The organism is Thermosulfuriphilus ammonigenes (assembly GCF_011207455.1).
Taxonomy (GTDB): domain Bacteria; phylum Desulfobacterota; class Thermodesulfobacteria; order Thermodesulfobacteriales; family ST65; genus Thermosulfuriphilus; species Thermosulfuriphilus ammonigenes.
The window spans coordinates 2,141,193-2,155,541 of the sequence record NZ_CP048877.1 but is presented as its reverse complement, the minus strand read 5'-3'; the positions used below and the strand labels follow the sequence as shown (position 1 = coordinate 2,155,541).

General features: G+C 51.6%; 15 protein-coding genes. 4 read left to right on the top strand and 11 right to left on the bottom strand.

The features are described 5' to 3' along the window. Positions 1-21 precede the first annotated feature (21 nt). Both glyQ and glyS read left to right on the top strand, forming a co-directional pair. Positions 22-897 (top strand): glycine--tRNA ligase subunit alpha, encoded by an 876-nt coding sequence (glyQ, locus tag G4V39_RS10505; RefSeq protein WP_166032893.1) that lies wholly within the window; start codon positions 22-24, stop codon positions 895-897. Position 898: 1 nt separating this feature from the next. Further along, the gene (gene glyS, locus G4V39_RS10500; protein ID WP_166032892.1) at positions 899-2,971 is read left to right on the top strand and encodes a glycine--tRNA ligase subunit beta; all 2,073 of its coding nucleotides are present in this window, start codon (positions 899-901) and stop codon (positions 2,969-2,971) included. Here the strand turns inward: glyS and G4V39_RS10495 are convergent. The 3 genes from G4V39_RS10495 to G4V39_RS10485 form a co-directional block, all read right to left on the bottom strand. After that, positions 2,958-3,473, bottom strand: a complete 516-nt coding sequence (locus tag G4V39_RS10495; protein WP_166032891.1) for a hypothetical protein — start codon at positions 3,471-3,473, stop codon at positions 2,958-2,960. The two genes, glyS and G4V39_RS10495, sit on opposite strands and share 14 nt — an antisense overlap. Before the next feature lie 139 nt (positions 3,474-3,612). After that, entirely contained in the window at positions 3,613-4,299 is a 687-nt protein-coding gene (locus G4V39_RS10490; protein WP_210412105.1) for an RluA family pseudouridine synthase, read from the bottom strand. A gap of 18 nt (positions 4,300-4,317) precedes the next feature. Then, positions 4,318-5,175: a spermine/spermidine synthase domain-containing protein gene (locus G4V39_RS10485; RefSeq protein ID WP_166032890.1), complete on the bottom strand. Its 858-nt coding sequence runs from the start codon at positions 5,173-5,175 to the stop codon at positions 4,318-4,320. A gap of 137 nt (positions 5,176-5,312) precedes the next feature. Between G4V39_RS10485 and G4V39_RS10480 the strand changes: the two genes are divergently transcribed. Both G4V39_RS10480 and G4V39_RS10475 read left to right on the top strand, forming a co-directional pair. Further along, positions 5,313-5,888, top strand: coding sequence for a flavodoxin family protein (locus G4V39_RS10480; protein ID WP_166032889.1), 576 nt, complete (start codon positions 5,313-5,315; stop codon positions 5,886-5,888). A gap of 9 nt (positions 5,889-5,897) precedes the next feature. Continuing rightward, on the top strand, positions 5,898-6,164 hold the full coding sequence (locus G4V39_RS10475; protein WP_166032888.1) for a cupin domain-containing protein: 267 nt from the start codon (positions 5,898-5,900) through the stop codon (positions 6,162-6,164). Here the strand turns inward: G4V39_RS10475 and fliW are convergent. Genes fliW through G4V39_RS10435 form a run of 8 tightly spaced genes read right to left on the bottom strand, consistent with a single transcriptional unit; the run spans position 6,161 to position 14,348 of the window. Further along, complete coding sequence (gene fliW / locus G4V39_RS10470) at positions 6,161-6,625, bottom strand: flagellar assembly protein FliW (protein WP_166032887.1); 465 nt, start codon at positions 6,623-6,625, stop codon at positions 6,161-6,163. The two genes, G4V39_RS10475 and fliW, sit on opposite strands and share 4 nt — an antisense overlap. Positions 6,626-6,647: 22 nt before the next feature. Then, positions 6,648-6,857 carry a carbon storage regulator CsrA gene (csrA, locus tag G4V39_RS10465; RefSeq protein ID WP_166032886.1) on the bottom strand — a complete coding sequence of 70 codons (210 nt, stop codon included), beginning with the start codon at positions 6,855-6,857 and terminating at the stop codon, positions 6,648-6,650. Between the two features lie 38 nt (positions 6,858-6,895). Further along, on the bottom strand, positions 6,896-7,834 hold the full coding sequence (gene flgL, locus G4V39_RS10460) for a flagellar hook-associated protein FlgL (RefSeq protein WP_166032885.1): 939 nt from the start codon (positions 7,832-7,834) through the stop codon (positions 6,896-6,898). A gap of 11 nt (positions 7,835-7,845) precedes the next feature. Further along, on the bottom strand, positions 7,846-11,835 hold the full coding sequence (flgK, locus tag G4V39_RS10455; RefSeq protein WP_166032884.1) for a flagellar hook-associated protein FlgK: 3,990 nt from the start codon (positions 11,833-11,835) through the stop codon (positions 7,846-7,848). 14 nt (positions 11,836-11,849) lie between these two features. Further along, entirely contained in the window at positions 11,850-12,212 is a 363-nt protein-coding gene (locus G4V39_RS10450; RefSeq protein WP_166032883.1) for a flagellar protein FlgN, read from the bottom strand. Beyond that, positions 12,202-12,522: a rod-binding protein gene (locus tag G4V39_RS10445; protein WP_166032882.1), complete on the bottom strand. Its 321-nt coding sequence runs from the start codon at positions 12,520-12,522 to the stop codon at positions 12,202-12,204. The genes G4V39_RS10450 and G4V39_RS10445 overlap by 11 nt, the downstream gene beginning before the upstream one ends. 9 nt (positions 12,523-12,531) lie before the next feature. Further along, on the bottom strand, positions 12,532-13,629 hold the full coding sequence (locus G4V39_RS10440; protein WP_166032881.1) for a flagellar basal body P-ring protein FlgI: 1,098 nt from the start codon (positions 13,627-13,629) through the stop codon (positions 12,532-12,534). Positions 13,630-13,631: 2 nt separating this feature from the next. After that, complete coding sequence (locus G4V39_RS10435; protein ID WP_166032880.1) at positions 13,632-14,348, bottom strand: flagellar basal body L-ring protein FlgH; 717 nt, start codon at positions 14,346-14,348, stop codon at positions 13,632-13,634. Position 14,349 lies beyond the last annotated feature (1 nt).

The window sequence follows — 14,349 nt, the reverse complement described above, 5'->3', positions numbered from 1 at the left end:
AATATCTTGAGGAGTCAGCCAATGTATTTTCAGGATGTCATTGAGACCCTTAACCATTACTGGAAAAATAAGGGATGCCTAATAGTTCAGCCCTATGATACCGAAGTCGGTGCCGGAACTTTCCACCCGGCCACCTTTCTGCGCTCCCTAGGGCCCGAACCCTGGCGTGTGGCCTATGTTCAGCCCTCCCGCCGACCGGCCGATGGACGCTATGGGGAGAACCCCAACCGACTTCAGCACTACTACCAGTATCAGGTCATCATCAAGCCCTCTCCTGACGATGTTCAAGATCTTTACCTAGACAGCCTTCGGGCTTTCGGACTCAAGCTAGAAGATCATGATGTCCGCTTTGTTGAGGATGATTGGGAGTCTCCCACTTTGGGGGCCTGGGGACTGGGCTGGGAAGTCTGGTTAGACGGGATGGAGATCACCCAGTTTACCTACTTTCAACAGGTAGGCGGAATCGATTGTCGTCCCGTGTCTGTAGAAATCACCTATGGTCTGGAAAGAATCACCATGTACCTTCAGGGCATAGATAATGTTTTTGAAATTATGTGGGCCCCCGGGATCAAGTATGGTGACATCCATCATCAAGCCGAGGTGGAATATTCCATTTACAACTTTGAAGAGGCGGATATATCCATGCTCCGGGAAATGTTTGAGCGTTTTGAGCGGGAGTGTCTCCGCTTAGTGGATCTTGGTCTGGTGCTCCCCGCCTATGACTATTGCCTTAAGTGCAGTCATACCTTTAACCTTCTTGACGCCCGCAAGGCTATTAGCCATGCCGAAAGAACGGCCTATATCGCCAGGGTTAGGGCCTTGGCCAAAAGGGTAGCCGAAGGGTGGTTGAGCAAACGAGAGGAAACAGGCTTTCCGCTGCTTTCCAGGAGGTTCTGAAATGGTCCGAGATCTGGTGTTTGAAATAGGCTGCGAAGAGATTCCCGCCGGTTTTTTGTCTCCAGCCCTAAAAGCGATGAAGCAGCTGGCGGCCGGTCTCTTCCGAGAAGCCGGTCTTGAGTTTTCCGGAATCAGCACCCTAGGGACTCCCAGGCGTCTCACCCTTTATATAGCCGACCTGGCCGAAAAACAGGCTGATCGTTCAGAGAGCATCCTTGGCCCTCCAAAAAAGATTGCCTTTGATGAAGATGGCCGACCGACTAAGGCCGCCTTGGGATTTGCCAGATCCCACGGGGTCTCGGTGGAGGAGTTGAAGATCAAAGAAACCCCCCGGGGAGAATATCTTTTTCTTGAAAGACGCATCCCCGGAAAAAAGACTCCAGAGCTTCTCCTTGAGCTTTTGCCCCGTTTGGTCAGCGAAATTCCCTTTCCCAAATCTATGCGCTGGGGTGATCTCTCCTGGCGTTTTGCTCGTCCCATTCGCTGGCTTTTGGCCATCTTTGGCCGAGAGGTAGTTCCGGTGGAGATCGCCGGTCTTGTGGCCTCTAACATTACCTATGGTCATCGTTTTATGGCCCCAGCTCCTATAGAGATAGGCTCGCTGGTGGAGTATGTCCGCAAACTTCGTGAGGCCTATGTTATCGTGGATCCGGCCGAACGTTTGGCCATGACCCTTGATGAAATAAAAGATCGGGCTCGGGATGTCGGTGGCCAAGTTCTGGAAGATAAAGATCTCCTTGAGGAAAACGCCAACCTGGTTGAGTATCCCTACGCCATCTGCGGTCAATTTGACGAGACCTTTTTAGAGCTTCCCCGGGCTGTTCTTATTACGGCTATGGCCGAACACCAGCGATATTTTGCCGTGATCAATGATAAAGGCCAACTAATGGCCCGCTTCATCGCGGTTAACAACACTCGTCCCCGGAACCCAGAAGCCCTTATCAGGGGCCACGAACGGGTTCTTAAGGCCCGACTAGAAGACGCCCGCTTCTTCTTTGAAGAAGACAAAAAAATCCCCCTTGAGGCCCGGGTAGAGGAGCTTAAAGGGGTCTCTTTCCACGAAGAACTTGGCAGCCTTTATGAAAAAGTGGTTCGAATCAAGGCCCTCTCGGCCTACCTAGCCGAACGCCTGGCCCCAGACAAAATAGACCTTGTTAAACGGGCCGCTTGGCTTTCTAAAGCCGACCTAATGACAGAAATGGTCCAGGAGTTTCCCTCTCTTCAAGGGGTTATGGGAAGAGAGTACGCCCTTTTAAGTGGCGAACCCCCGGAGGTGGCCCAAGCCATTTACGAACACTATCTCCCCACCAAGGCGGGAGGGGAACTCCCGGAGACTATCATCGGGGCCATCATCTCCTTAGCCGATAAGGCCGACACCCTGTGTGCCTTCTTTGGTATCGGGGAGCGTCCCTCTGGAACTGCTGACCCTTTTGGGTTAAGACGTCAGGCCCTGGGTATTATCAACACTGTCCTGAAGTTGAGGCTTCATCTATCCCTCAAGGACCTTTTAGGCCAGGCCTTTTTGCTCCTTGCGGATCGTCTGAATCGTTCTCAAGAGGAAGTCCTTGAGGAGGTCATGGGGTTTATAGGCCGTCGGCTTCAGGGAGAACTGGTAAGCAGGGGCTTTAGGTCCGACTTGGTCGAGGCCGTAACGTCTGTCTCTTTTGATGACCTTGAAGACACTCGACAGAGACTATTAGCCCTTTCTTCCTTTTATGAACGTCCAGAGTTTGCCGCTCTTTCCGTAGGCTTCAAGAGGGTGATGAATATAATCAAAAAACAGGGAGAGCTTCCTCCCCTCAACCAGGCTCTCCTTCTTGAGGAGGCAGAAAAGGAACTCCACAGAACCTTTATTCAAGTCCACGAGCGAGTAGTCCCTCTGATACTAGAGAAAAAATATGACGAAGCCCTTGCCGGCCTCCTTGAGCTCAAGGAGCCCATCGACCGTTTTTTTGACCAGGTCTTTGTTATGGTGGAAGAGGAGGACATTCGCCACAACCGATTGGCCCTTCTCAAAGCCATTGCCGAACTTTTCCTGATGATAGCTGATCTTTCGAAGATCAGGGAGGATTAAAAAACTCCTTGAGGACTTCACCGGCTCGGGTAGCGAAATCCTTTTCGAGCCCTTGTCCTTCAAAGATAAGCCGGCCCAGATGAACCAGGGCCTGCTGTCTCTCCCCCAAGGGCAGAGGGAAGGCGTCAAGCTCCCGGGCCAAAAGGTCGTAATTAGTCTCTAGATAAGTAGCCAGATACTCGTTTAAACCCGGTCCCTTAGGCCAAAGCTGACTTAACTCTTCACAAAGTCCCTTCAAAAAGGCCTTCTGCCAAGAACGATGATCCCTTTTGCCGAAGCCTACCAGACGTTGCCAACGCTCCACAAAATAGGCCAAACCAAGGACGATTCCCAGAGAGATCTTAAGCCTTTTGTCCTCTTCCTGGCCCGTAGTGTAGGTCTTAATCAGGGTGGTAGCCTGGTTAACCAACCTCTGGGCCAAAAATCGAGGGTCTTCGACTTTTTGAGAGGATTCCGAAGGTTCACGATAAATAAAGACTGTCTTTTCTCTCTTTTCTGACATCAATTTCTTGTATCCTTAAGTATGGCTAAGTATATTTTTAGCTCAAATATATGAATTCTTTGGTAATGTCAATTCAACCCCAACTAAACTTTAAGCTTTATTATATAGAATCGGCTCTGAGGGCTGGTAGCGGAAATTTTTACCCCTCTTTCTCTGGCCTGAGCCTCGGGGGCCAATATCCTGGCAAGGGAGCGATAAAAAGCAACTTCTCCTTCCTTACAGGGTGAACAAGTTCTATACAGAAGGCATGAAGTAAAATAGGACCTCCAGATTTCAGACCGTAGCGTCGATCTCCAACAATGGGCCATCCCGCCGAGGCCAAAAGAGCCCGGATCTGGTGTTTTCTCCCGGTAAGGGGCCGGACCTCAAGGAGACTCTGCCCGCGATCTTTTCTAAGTACACGAAACTCAAGGCTGGCCTCTTTAGCCCCGGAGCGTGGCTTCCAAAAGACTAGCACCTTGCGGCGAAAATCATCATAAAGAAGATATCCCTCAAGCCTCCCATAATTTGGAGGATCTCCCCGGACCACGGCTAAGTAAGTCTTTACTACCTCTTTCTTTTTGAACTGCTCAACCAGACGCCGAGCCGCCTTGGAAGTCTTGGCCAGGACAACCACCCCCGAAGTTACCCGATCAAGACGGTGAACCAACCCTAAATAAACGTTCCCTGGCTTCTTATAGGCCTCCTTGAGATAGGATTTAGCCAGAGAAAAGAGGGATTTTTCTCCAGTAATATCTCCTTGGCTGAGGAGGCCTGTCGGTTTGTTGACCACCAAGAGGTGGTTGTCTTCGTATAGAATCAGTTCTCGGAAGGCTGTCCAATGCACCTGTTACCAGGACCTTTTCTACTTAAGAAGTTCCTCCCAGTATCGAGGAAGGACAAAAGAGGCCCGATGAATCTCATGGGAGTAGTAGCGGGTTGGGGGATGGCTTCTTCTTACCGGCTCCTGAGGGGTAAGGGTAGAACTTTTCATCACGAAGGCCGTCTCGCTACCATAGGCTGGAACGTCAGCTCTGAAGACAAAGATCCTCTCCGGACCATAGGCCTGGCAGAAGGCCCGATAAGTCCGGGTAAGTACAGGCCCCAAACTGAAGGGGGTGGCCGCTTGCTGGATCACCACTCCTTCAGGGGCAACAGTAGCCAGGAGACGGTGAAACTCTACTGAAAAGAGGGGGTTAGAAAGCTCAACGTCTTCAGTGGTTATGTCTGGATCGGTGGAATCGACAATAACGATATCAAAGGTCCGGCCCTCCCGGGCGAACTCTTCGGCCACTTTAAAGGCATCGGCTGTAATAAGCTCTACCCGACTACGATCTTCAGGAAGAAGCTGAGGGATGTATCTTTCAACCACCCGAGGGACAATGGGGTCTATATCAACAATGACCACCTGACGGACATCAGCATACCTGGTCAACTCTCTAGAAACCCCGTAATCACCACCACCACAGATGAGAACATCAAGGGGCCGGCCTTCAGGAAAAAGTTGAACAGTAGTGTGGGCCATAGCTTCATGATATATGAATTCATCTCGAGTGGTCAGTTGAACCACCCCATTAATGATTAACATTCTTCCCCAGAAGGGATTATCCAGGACAAAAACCTGCTGTAGCCCGCCTTCGGTGTGGACTAGTTCCCCCTGATAGCAGTGATAGGTGCCTTCGGTCATAAGCTCTCCGATCTGAAGCACCGGCCCCTTGGGCATACTCACCTCCTGGTAAAAATTTAAATTTTTATTACCTCCAAACCGGCCGGGAAACAAATAAATAGAGAGACTGTCTCATCTTGGCTGGCCCAAGAATTATAAGGTATAAGGAGACAGCTCTCTTAAGGAGGAAAATCATGAAGGTCACTGCCTTTAATGGAAGCGCCAGAAAAGACGGCAACACGGCCCTGATGATCAATACGGTCTTAGAGGTTCTTCAATCCCACGGTATAGAGACAGAGCATATCCAGCTGGCCGGCCAGGTCATTCCAGGATGTATCGCCTGCTATCAATGCCTGGAGCGCAAAGATGGCCGCTGTGCTGTGGAGAATGACCCCATAAATGACTACATCACCAAAATCAGAGAATCCCAAGGGATCATCCTCGGCTCTCCCACTTATTTTGCCGATGTCTCCGCTAACATGAAAGCCCTTATTGAACGCTGTGGCATGGTAGCCAGGGTAAATGGAGACCTCTTTAGAAGAAAAGTGGCCGCAGGGGTGGTAGCTGTAAGACGCGGTGGTGCCATCCACGTATTCGATTCCCTTAATCACTTCTTCCTCATTGGCCAAATGATCGTCGTTGGCTCCATCTACTGGAATCTTGGCCGGGGTCTTAAACCAGGAGAGGTTAAAGATGACGAAGAGGGTCTTCGGACCATGAAAATTCTGGGAGAGAACATGGCTTGGCTCCTCAAAAAACTTTATGGCTAAGGAGGACCAATGAAGATCAAAAAGGAACGCCCTGACGAGAAAACCTTAAAGGAAATGGCGGTAGAGACGTGGCCCATCTGGCAGTGCGAACCATCCACCTTCGACTGGCACTATCCAGAAGACGAGACCTGCTATATCCTTGAAGGGGAGGTAGTGGTCAAAACTTCAGAGGGTGAAGTTCATATCGAGCCAGGAGATCTGGTCACCTTTCCCAAGGGGCTGGACTGCACCTGGGTGGTAAAGAAGGCCGTTCGCAAACACTACAAATTAGGCTAACCCACGGCCTCGCTGCCCTCATCTCTATCTCTCTTTCCCGAGAGAAGGGGATATTTGAGTGGATACTTATGGGGGTCTAAAACCACTTGCTTGGCCAGACGTTTGCTCACGTTGATAACAATTGGCCCTAGAAGATTGGCTGTCATGGCCTGAGGATTTTCTCGCGGGACGGTGACAATTGAAAGCAGGTCAATAACATCACCCTCTTCTATCTCTAGGCCGCCAAGGACCTCATCCTTGAACTCCGGTTTGTAATCCGGATTTATAACAAAGGGGTTAACAACCACAAAGGTAAGGTCCGGGTCATCCACTGCCTGAAGCCAGCAGAAGGGAGAATCTTCTCGGTGAGGCAGAAGAACAAAGCGTCTCTGGTCAGGGAACCCCAATATCCCCCGGGGGAAAAAGATAATTTTATTCTCATCTATCTCTATCTCCCCAAAACGGGTCGTCTTTATAATCATTTTCCCTTAAACCTCCGTGGGCTTAAATCTCAGGAATAGTTTCCGGCGCCTCAGCAGCGGCCCGGCGGTTTTCTTCCTGAATCCGGAGATATACTTCCAGACGATGAACGGGCATCTCTGGAGGAGCCTTGATACCCAAACGGACATTACGCCCCCTGATCTCCAAGACTGTAACCTCGATTTCATCTCCAATAGCGATGGATTCGCCCTCTCTCCTGGTCAAAACAAGCATCTAGGCCCTCCATGGCTTCTTTTTAAACTACAGTTTCGCTACAGATAGTTCACCAGACTCAGGTTCATTACCTTGGCCGCCGAGGACAAGGCAGCCTGGTAGGCAGTCTCCTTGGCCCGGAGCTCTGCGATAGCCTCAAGCAGATCCGTATCCTCTACGGCGGACAGGTTTTCCTTATTAGTAAGTTCTAGATCGTCATAGACGGTCTCTTTGATCTCCAGACGATTCATCCGGGCCCCGATATCAGCCCTTTGAGCGTTAAGATAGTCAAGGACCTCGTCCAGACGTGAGATATGGGTTTGGATGGATTCGGCCTCAAGCTGAGGATCCTCTTCGTTGTTGTTCTCTAAGGTTTGAATCAGACCAATAAGGGTCTCAAATACTCCCGAGCGGGCAATAGCCTCCTCGCCATTTCTGGCAACAACGATCTTTTTAGCCGGGGCATATTCGTAATAAAGGTCTTCACTGCCCCCCTGGTAGCGAACCTCCATAGTCTGCACATCTCCTGCCAGGATGGTCTCCAGCATGAAAGGCTTTTCTCCCGGCGGATATCCATCGGTCTTGGTGCCGGCGAATATGTAGCGACCGTTGTGCTGAGTGTTACTGAGAGAGACCACCTCATCGAGAATGTTTCTCAGCTCGTTGGCCAGCATCTTTCGGCTGGCCTCATTTTCGGTATCATTGGCCCCCTGGATGGCCAGCTCCTTGGCCCTAATAACCTGCTCCTGCATCTTTTCTAAGGCCGTCTCCATGGTGGCCAGATGACCTTTGGCGTCGGAAATGTTACGCCGATATTGGCTAATTTCCCTTAAGGCCTTACGATAACCTAGAGCATGGACAAGATCGCTGGGGGCATCCGAGGGTCGAGAATATCTCTTACCCGAAGAGACCGACATGTTAATCTTGTCTAGCCTCTCGGTTAGCCGATTAAGGTTGTTAAGGATATTGTCATAAACTGTATTCATGGTCACCCGCACGATATCTCCCCCTATCTCTTGGCATTGACCAGGACATCAAGCATCTCATCGGAGATGGTCATAATCTTGGCCGCCGCGGCAAAGGCGTGCTGAAATTTGACTAAATTGGCCATTTCCTCATCTAAAGAGACCCCGGAGACAGAATCCCTGATCATCTGAAGTTGATTGACCAGATCAGAGGTGAATTCGTAATCCCGGTTGAAGCCCTGACTGACAATTCCCACCTGCCCCACCAGAGAATCATAATAGTCTGAAAGATTAGCCTCATCGAGGTTGGCTCTGGTCTCCGTAGCGGTAGCGGCCAAGGCCAAGGCGTTGCGATTATCAGCAGGTTGAGCTGAAAACCCCTGTAGCTGATAGGCCAGCCCTAAGTCCTGAATATAACGACGCCGATTTAAATAGACCGGAAGGCTCCCGGCAGTGCTGGTGATACTGGTAGATATCTGAAAACGAACAAAATCATCCACTCGATCGTTATCCTGATCCGGATCATTAATTTTAATAAGCAGACGGTTATCACTGGTAATCTCGGCAGAAAAGTCGGCCGTTCCATCTCCATCATGGTCAAGGGCATTGAGGGCAGAGACAATGGTCGAGAGGGTGTCACCGGCAGAAACACTGATGGTCTCTGTGGCTGTCTCGGTATTGGAAGAATCCCGGTAGGAGATGGTAAGGGTCTGGGCGGCAAAGGTATCTGAGGAGGAAACCTGAGCCTCAGACAGATAAAACCAATAGCTGTCGCCATCAAATTGATCGGCTGAGAAGGTGGTAGTAAAGGCCCGCCGGGGCCAGGCGTCAGTGACTACAAAACTTTCTGTATCGTAGAGTCCCGAAGTCTTGACCACCAAATGACCATCCTCGTCCACAAAAGACGAGAGTCCATAACGGGCATTGGCCTCATCATTATAGGCCTGAACGATCTGGATTGATCCCTTGTCTGTGGAAAGATCGATCCTGAAGGGATCTACGGTATTACTATCACTGTCAGAATCAAGGGCCCCGTCTTCCGAAAAAAGCCAGTTCTCAAGCCCTCCCATGGAAAACTTAAGCCATACCGAGTCTCCCGAACCAAACTCCGAGAGGGCAATCTCCCCCCAGGGGCTCCCATTGGCGTTGCCCTCAATAACAAAGTAGGCCGTATCCGAAGGGGGAGAATCCAAGGCGATGACTATCTGACCGTTGTCTTCGTAAGCCTTAAGGGCCGAGCTGGCATCCATAGCCGCCAGGAGATCGGCAAGATCCACCCGGCCATTGGTGTTAACATCGCTAAGGGAAGAGGCGGAAAACGATAACGGGCTACCTATTTCCCGACCCTGATCATCAAAGAAGCGGATGGCCAAAGTTCCAGAAAAGACTAGATCTGCTGAATTATAACCAGAAATGTCAGCTATATACTGCTGGGGCCTAACCAGATGTTCAAGGCCCGAGGATATCTGGCGATCAGAAACATCGGAAAAGGTAAGAACGCCTCCACCAGAAAGATCGATATTGCTATCGCCATCTCCTCCACTTACCGAAATAGCAAAGGAAAGAGTCCCCTCGGGAGGATTCTCCAAGGAGATATAAAGCCGGCCGGAGGAGCCATCGGTGAAGCCCGCTCTGAGTTCACTTAAGTTGTCTATAGTGGTGGCCAGGGTGGCTAGATCCGTACCATCGGCCACAGTGATGGTTCGATACCCCAAAACCTCTCCTTGGGCATCGAGAAAGGTAAAGGTAAGTTCAATATCCGCTCCCTCGTTTATACTGACGCCAGAAGGGGTGCTAAAATACTGATCGCTTTCCTTCCGTCCCCTAGAAGAAAGATATTGAGGGGCATTGAGACCTATATCTCTCAAAAAGTAAAGGACATCGTCGCTGCTATTGGTCGGCGGATCAACGTGCCCCAGTTCAAAGTAGGCATACGGCTTGTCCACATTGGGATCAAGGGCAATAACTACCTCATCATTACCATTTATGTAGGCTCTTAGACCTTCGAGGTTATCAAGATCTTCCAGCACCTCGGCGATGGTCTCTCCGGTCGTAACCGTTACCGAAAGCTCGGGTATCTGCTGGCCAGAGTCGGTATCTATAAGAACCCTGTTCCCCTCAGCATCATAGAAACGGACAGTAATGGTCTGAGAGGCGTTAAAGCGTTTGATACTGGCCGGATCGGTATCAATGGAGTCTCGGCTGACATATCTACCAAAGATCTGATCCTCACTGCGCCAGGCCTGCCGATCCAGCCTGGCAGCGGCAATAAGCTCCGGATCCTTAGAAAGGGTCTGATTGATCTCAATGCTTCCAGCATCCCACCCATCAAAGAAGACGTTTATGCCGGTAGCCGCCAGGATGCCCGAGGCGTCGTTAGAAAAGGCAAAGCTGTAGCCATCTTGGGCCGTAAAGACCAGGCGGCCGTCTACAAAGGAGGCCGACACTGTTTCGGTATTGGAGAGCCCCAGGCGTGAAAGCGCTTGATCAATGCTGGAGTTTATCTGGCTGGCTAGATCATTAATGGTAGAGGTGGGGAGAAGGGAGAGATTCACCTTTACCGGGACAAGTCCCATATCCTGAGACTTAATCCAGAGGAAGAAAGAACCATCTGGCTTAATGTCGTGGTAAAAGGGAAGGCTCTTTAATGGACCGGTGCCACCGGTCTGGTACAGACCCTTCAGCTGGCCCTGATAGAACTCAAGCCCCACCCCCTGACTGTGGGCCTGATTTACAGCCCGGATAAGCTCCCGGGCCCAAATTTGGAATTTGCCCACCAGGTTAAGCTCTTCCAGGCGATGGTTGAGCCCTTCGTCGTCAAAGCGGCCAAAATAAACCTGAGTGGGTGAGCGATCCAGGCTAAAAGACAGGGCCCCGGGCCCTCTTTGGGCGTCTTTTATTATCAGACGGCCATTATCTAAATAGGCGGTTACCTGATAATTGTAGGCCTTTTCGATCTCATCTAGGAGATCCCTGACCGTAGAGTCAGGATTCGCGGCCAGATCAATGGAGACTGTAGCCGAAACACTCTGGCCGTCATGATCCGTGCCGGAGAAATCAAAGGTAATGGTTCCCGAAAGACCCAGTTCCACCCACCGGGTATCATCAGCCAGAGGACTGCCGTCCAGATCATAGACCGTCTTGGTGGAGGTGAGTCTCTCATAGTTCCAATCATCGGAGATCATCTCTCGGATTCTAAGCCAGCCTCCCAGCTCCCCTTTGGAAACCTCCTCACTGGTCAGCCGGGCCATCTCTCCAGAGTGTCCCTGCCAATAGACATCGTTTCCGTCCAAATTAAGCTGCCAATAAGAATCAATATCTACCAGGTTGTATCCTTTACCCAGAATGATGGCATAAGCCCCCTGGCTGGTCTCAAAATAACGAATCTCAGCCAGCTCCGAGAGGCGGGCTACAAGTTTATCCCTCTGATCACGTAGATCATTTGCCTGTCGATTTTCACTCTCTATAGCCGTTATCTGACGATTAAGATCCGCAATTTGGGCAGCGATCTGGTTGATTTCTTTGACTACATCCTGAAGTTTTAGGCCAATATCGCTCTCTAGACCGATGAGCTGATTATATTTCTCGCTTATGGCCTCCGAAAGTACCCGGGCCTTTTCTATCAGGGCTCGACGTTCGGAGATTCCTTCTGGACGGTTGGCCACATCTTGCCAAGCGGCAAAGAAGTCATCCATCATGCGGGCCAGACCGGTGTCTCCTGTCTCGTTGAAGAGAGACTCTACTAGGCGCATACCACCCTTCTGAGCCTCAAGAAGCCCCAGATCACTGCGACGAAGATTGAGATTCATGTTGGTGAAGGCGTCAAAATAGCGGCGGATTTGCTCCACCTTGACCCCATTTCCAATGGGGCCCACCGCGGTAGGAGTTGGAGGATAGGGAGCCGAAACCACCTCCTGCCGACTGTATCCTTCGGTATTGACGTTAGCTACATTTTGACCGGTAACGTGTACCGCTGTTTGAGCGTTGATGATGGCTCCTTTGGCGATGTTCAAGGCACTGTAGATACCGGCCATAGTGGTCTCCTACTTTATAGTTGTCGGCTAATGAAACGGGGGCGCTTGAGATTTTTCTTCTTTCCCCCGGGAGAATAGGCCTCGGTCTCCGAGAGGGCCTTCTCCAGAAACCCCAAGGCCTCTTCCACCGCCTCAAGTCCGGCCTCGGCCAACCGCCGATTACGGACGGCCTTGGCCCGGATCTCTGAAAGTAGCGGCCCCTCTAATCTCTGAGGGCTTTGGGATATCCTCCGGGCCAGATCCTCCTTAAGTTTGGCCAACCTGGTAAGAGTAGGGACATCGGCCCTAATAATGGCCTCCTTTTCCTCATCCAGGGCCCGGTTAAGACAGCGAAACAGGTAGCCTACGTCCTCCATCTGCCTGGGATCAGCGCCCATGTTTCTCCTCCTTTATAGATGGTAAAAGCTGTCGGTAAAGCACATCAGCCAGCCCCAGCCCCCCGGACTGGGATATCTCTCTGGCCACCTCCTGATCAAAAAGGCTCTGGTAAACTTCTTTACCCGGAGCCTGAGGCAGGAAGTCTCCCTTAGGAATGGTTCGCCGCAGATCCTTGAGTAACTGATAGATGAAAAAGGCCTCAAAATCCTGGCAGGCCTCCTTAAGGGCCGCGGCCCGGTCCCTACGGGCCAGATGGCGAATCCTTTCCACTCCATCAAAAACAGTGCCTTCCACCACCTCTGGCTTCATCATTCCTCCCTAGATGATCTTAAGCTCGGCCTGAAGGGCCCCAGCGGCCTTTATGGCCTGAAAGATGGCAATAAGATCTCGGGGGGTAGCCCCTACCGCATTAAGCGCCCGAACCAGCTCTCCGATACTGGCCCCTTCTTCAAGAACCACTATCCGATTGCCCTCCTCGGTTACCGAAACCTGACTCTCGGGGACAACCACGGTGGCCCCCGGAGAAAAAGGCGGCGGCTGACTGACTCTGGGTCTTTCTTTGATCTGAATACTCAGGTTGCCGTGAGCAATGGCTACCTTGGAAATTCGAACGTTTTCCCCCATGACCACCGTGCCCGTTCTCTCATCAAGGACCACCTTGGCCACGGTGTCGGGGTTGACTTCCAGACGCTCTACCTCGGCGATAAACCCAACGATGTTATGGCGATACTGGTCGGGAATTCGAACTGAAATGGTCTTTCCGTCCAAGGCCCGGGCATAGGGGGCCCCAAGGTAGGCGTTTATGACCTCCGTGGCCCTGGTAACCGTGGTAAAGTCATAGTCTCTTAGAGCCAGGGTAATCTCCTGACGATGGAGGAGATCTACCGGAACCTCCCTCTCCACGGTAGCTCCACCGGGAATCCTGCCGGCAGTAGGGTGATTTTTCTGCACCCCTCCTCCAGCAGCGCCACCGGCGGCAAACCCCCCAATGGAGATTGGCCCCTGAGCCAGGGCATAGACCTGGCCATCAGCACCTTTAAGGGGAGTAAGAAGAAGGGTTCCTCCTTGAAGGCTTTTGGCGTCTCCCAGAGAAGAGACCAGAACATCGAGTTTCTGTCCCACTTTGGCAAAGGCCGGAAGCTCTGCAGTAACCATGACGGCGGCCACGTTTTTGACCTTGACCTGGGCCATATCTACAGTCACTCCCAGGCGCTTTAGCATGTTGACAATGGACTGCACGGTAAACTGCGTCTGGTTGCCATCTCCCGTGCCTTTGAGCCCCACTACCAGACCGTATCCAATAAGCTGATTGGAGCGGACCCCCTGGATATTGGCCAGGTCTTTAAGTCTGGCCGCTTCAGCCGAGGTCAAGAACAGAACCCCCAAGACTGTGAACAAGATAAAAATCCTCTTCATGGCTAAAACATCCAGATAATTTGCAGTATTCTAGCCAACCAGCCGATACCAACCCCTCCGCTCTCAGTGGCTGAACCCGTGCCAGAGTACTCAATATGGGCATCGGAGACCTTGGTGGAGAGAATGGTATTATCAGGGGCGATATCCTCCGGGCGAATAATCCCTGAAATGGTCAGGTATTGATACTCATCGGAGAGTTTGACCACCCGCACCCCCTGAATCACCAGGTTCCCGTTAGGCAAGACTTCCGTAACCCGGGCAGTGATCTCTGCCTTGATCTGAGACTGACGGCTCTGGCGACCATAGCCATCATAGGTATTGGTCATGCTGCCCCCGAACATCTTGCTGGCCGAAAATCGGGGGTTAGCTGACTCAAGGGCCTTTTCAAAGCCCAGAAGGGCCGACACCCCGGCCTCCGTGCTTGATTTACGCTGGCTCTTGGATGAAACGTTGTTGGTCCCTAGATAGCTTTCAACGATCCTGACGGTAACAACATCTCCTACCCGCCGGGCCTTAAGGTCCTCAAAGAGAAAGGCCGAAGAGCCGCCGGCAAAAATGGAGCCCTCCGGCGGACGTTCACGTGGCGGAGCCGGAAAGGCAAGTGGTGGTGGAGTTACCGGAGGTGGGCCAGCCTGCCTGGAGGGAGTGCATCCCCAGGCCAGGAGCAGAACCATGACAGCCGCAGGGCCACGAAGAAAACGAAGGCTGAAGGCTTTCATC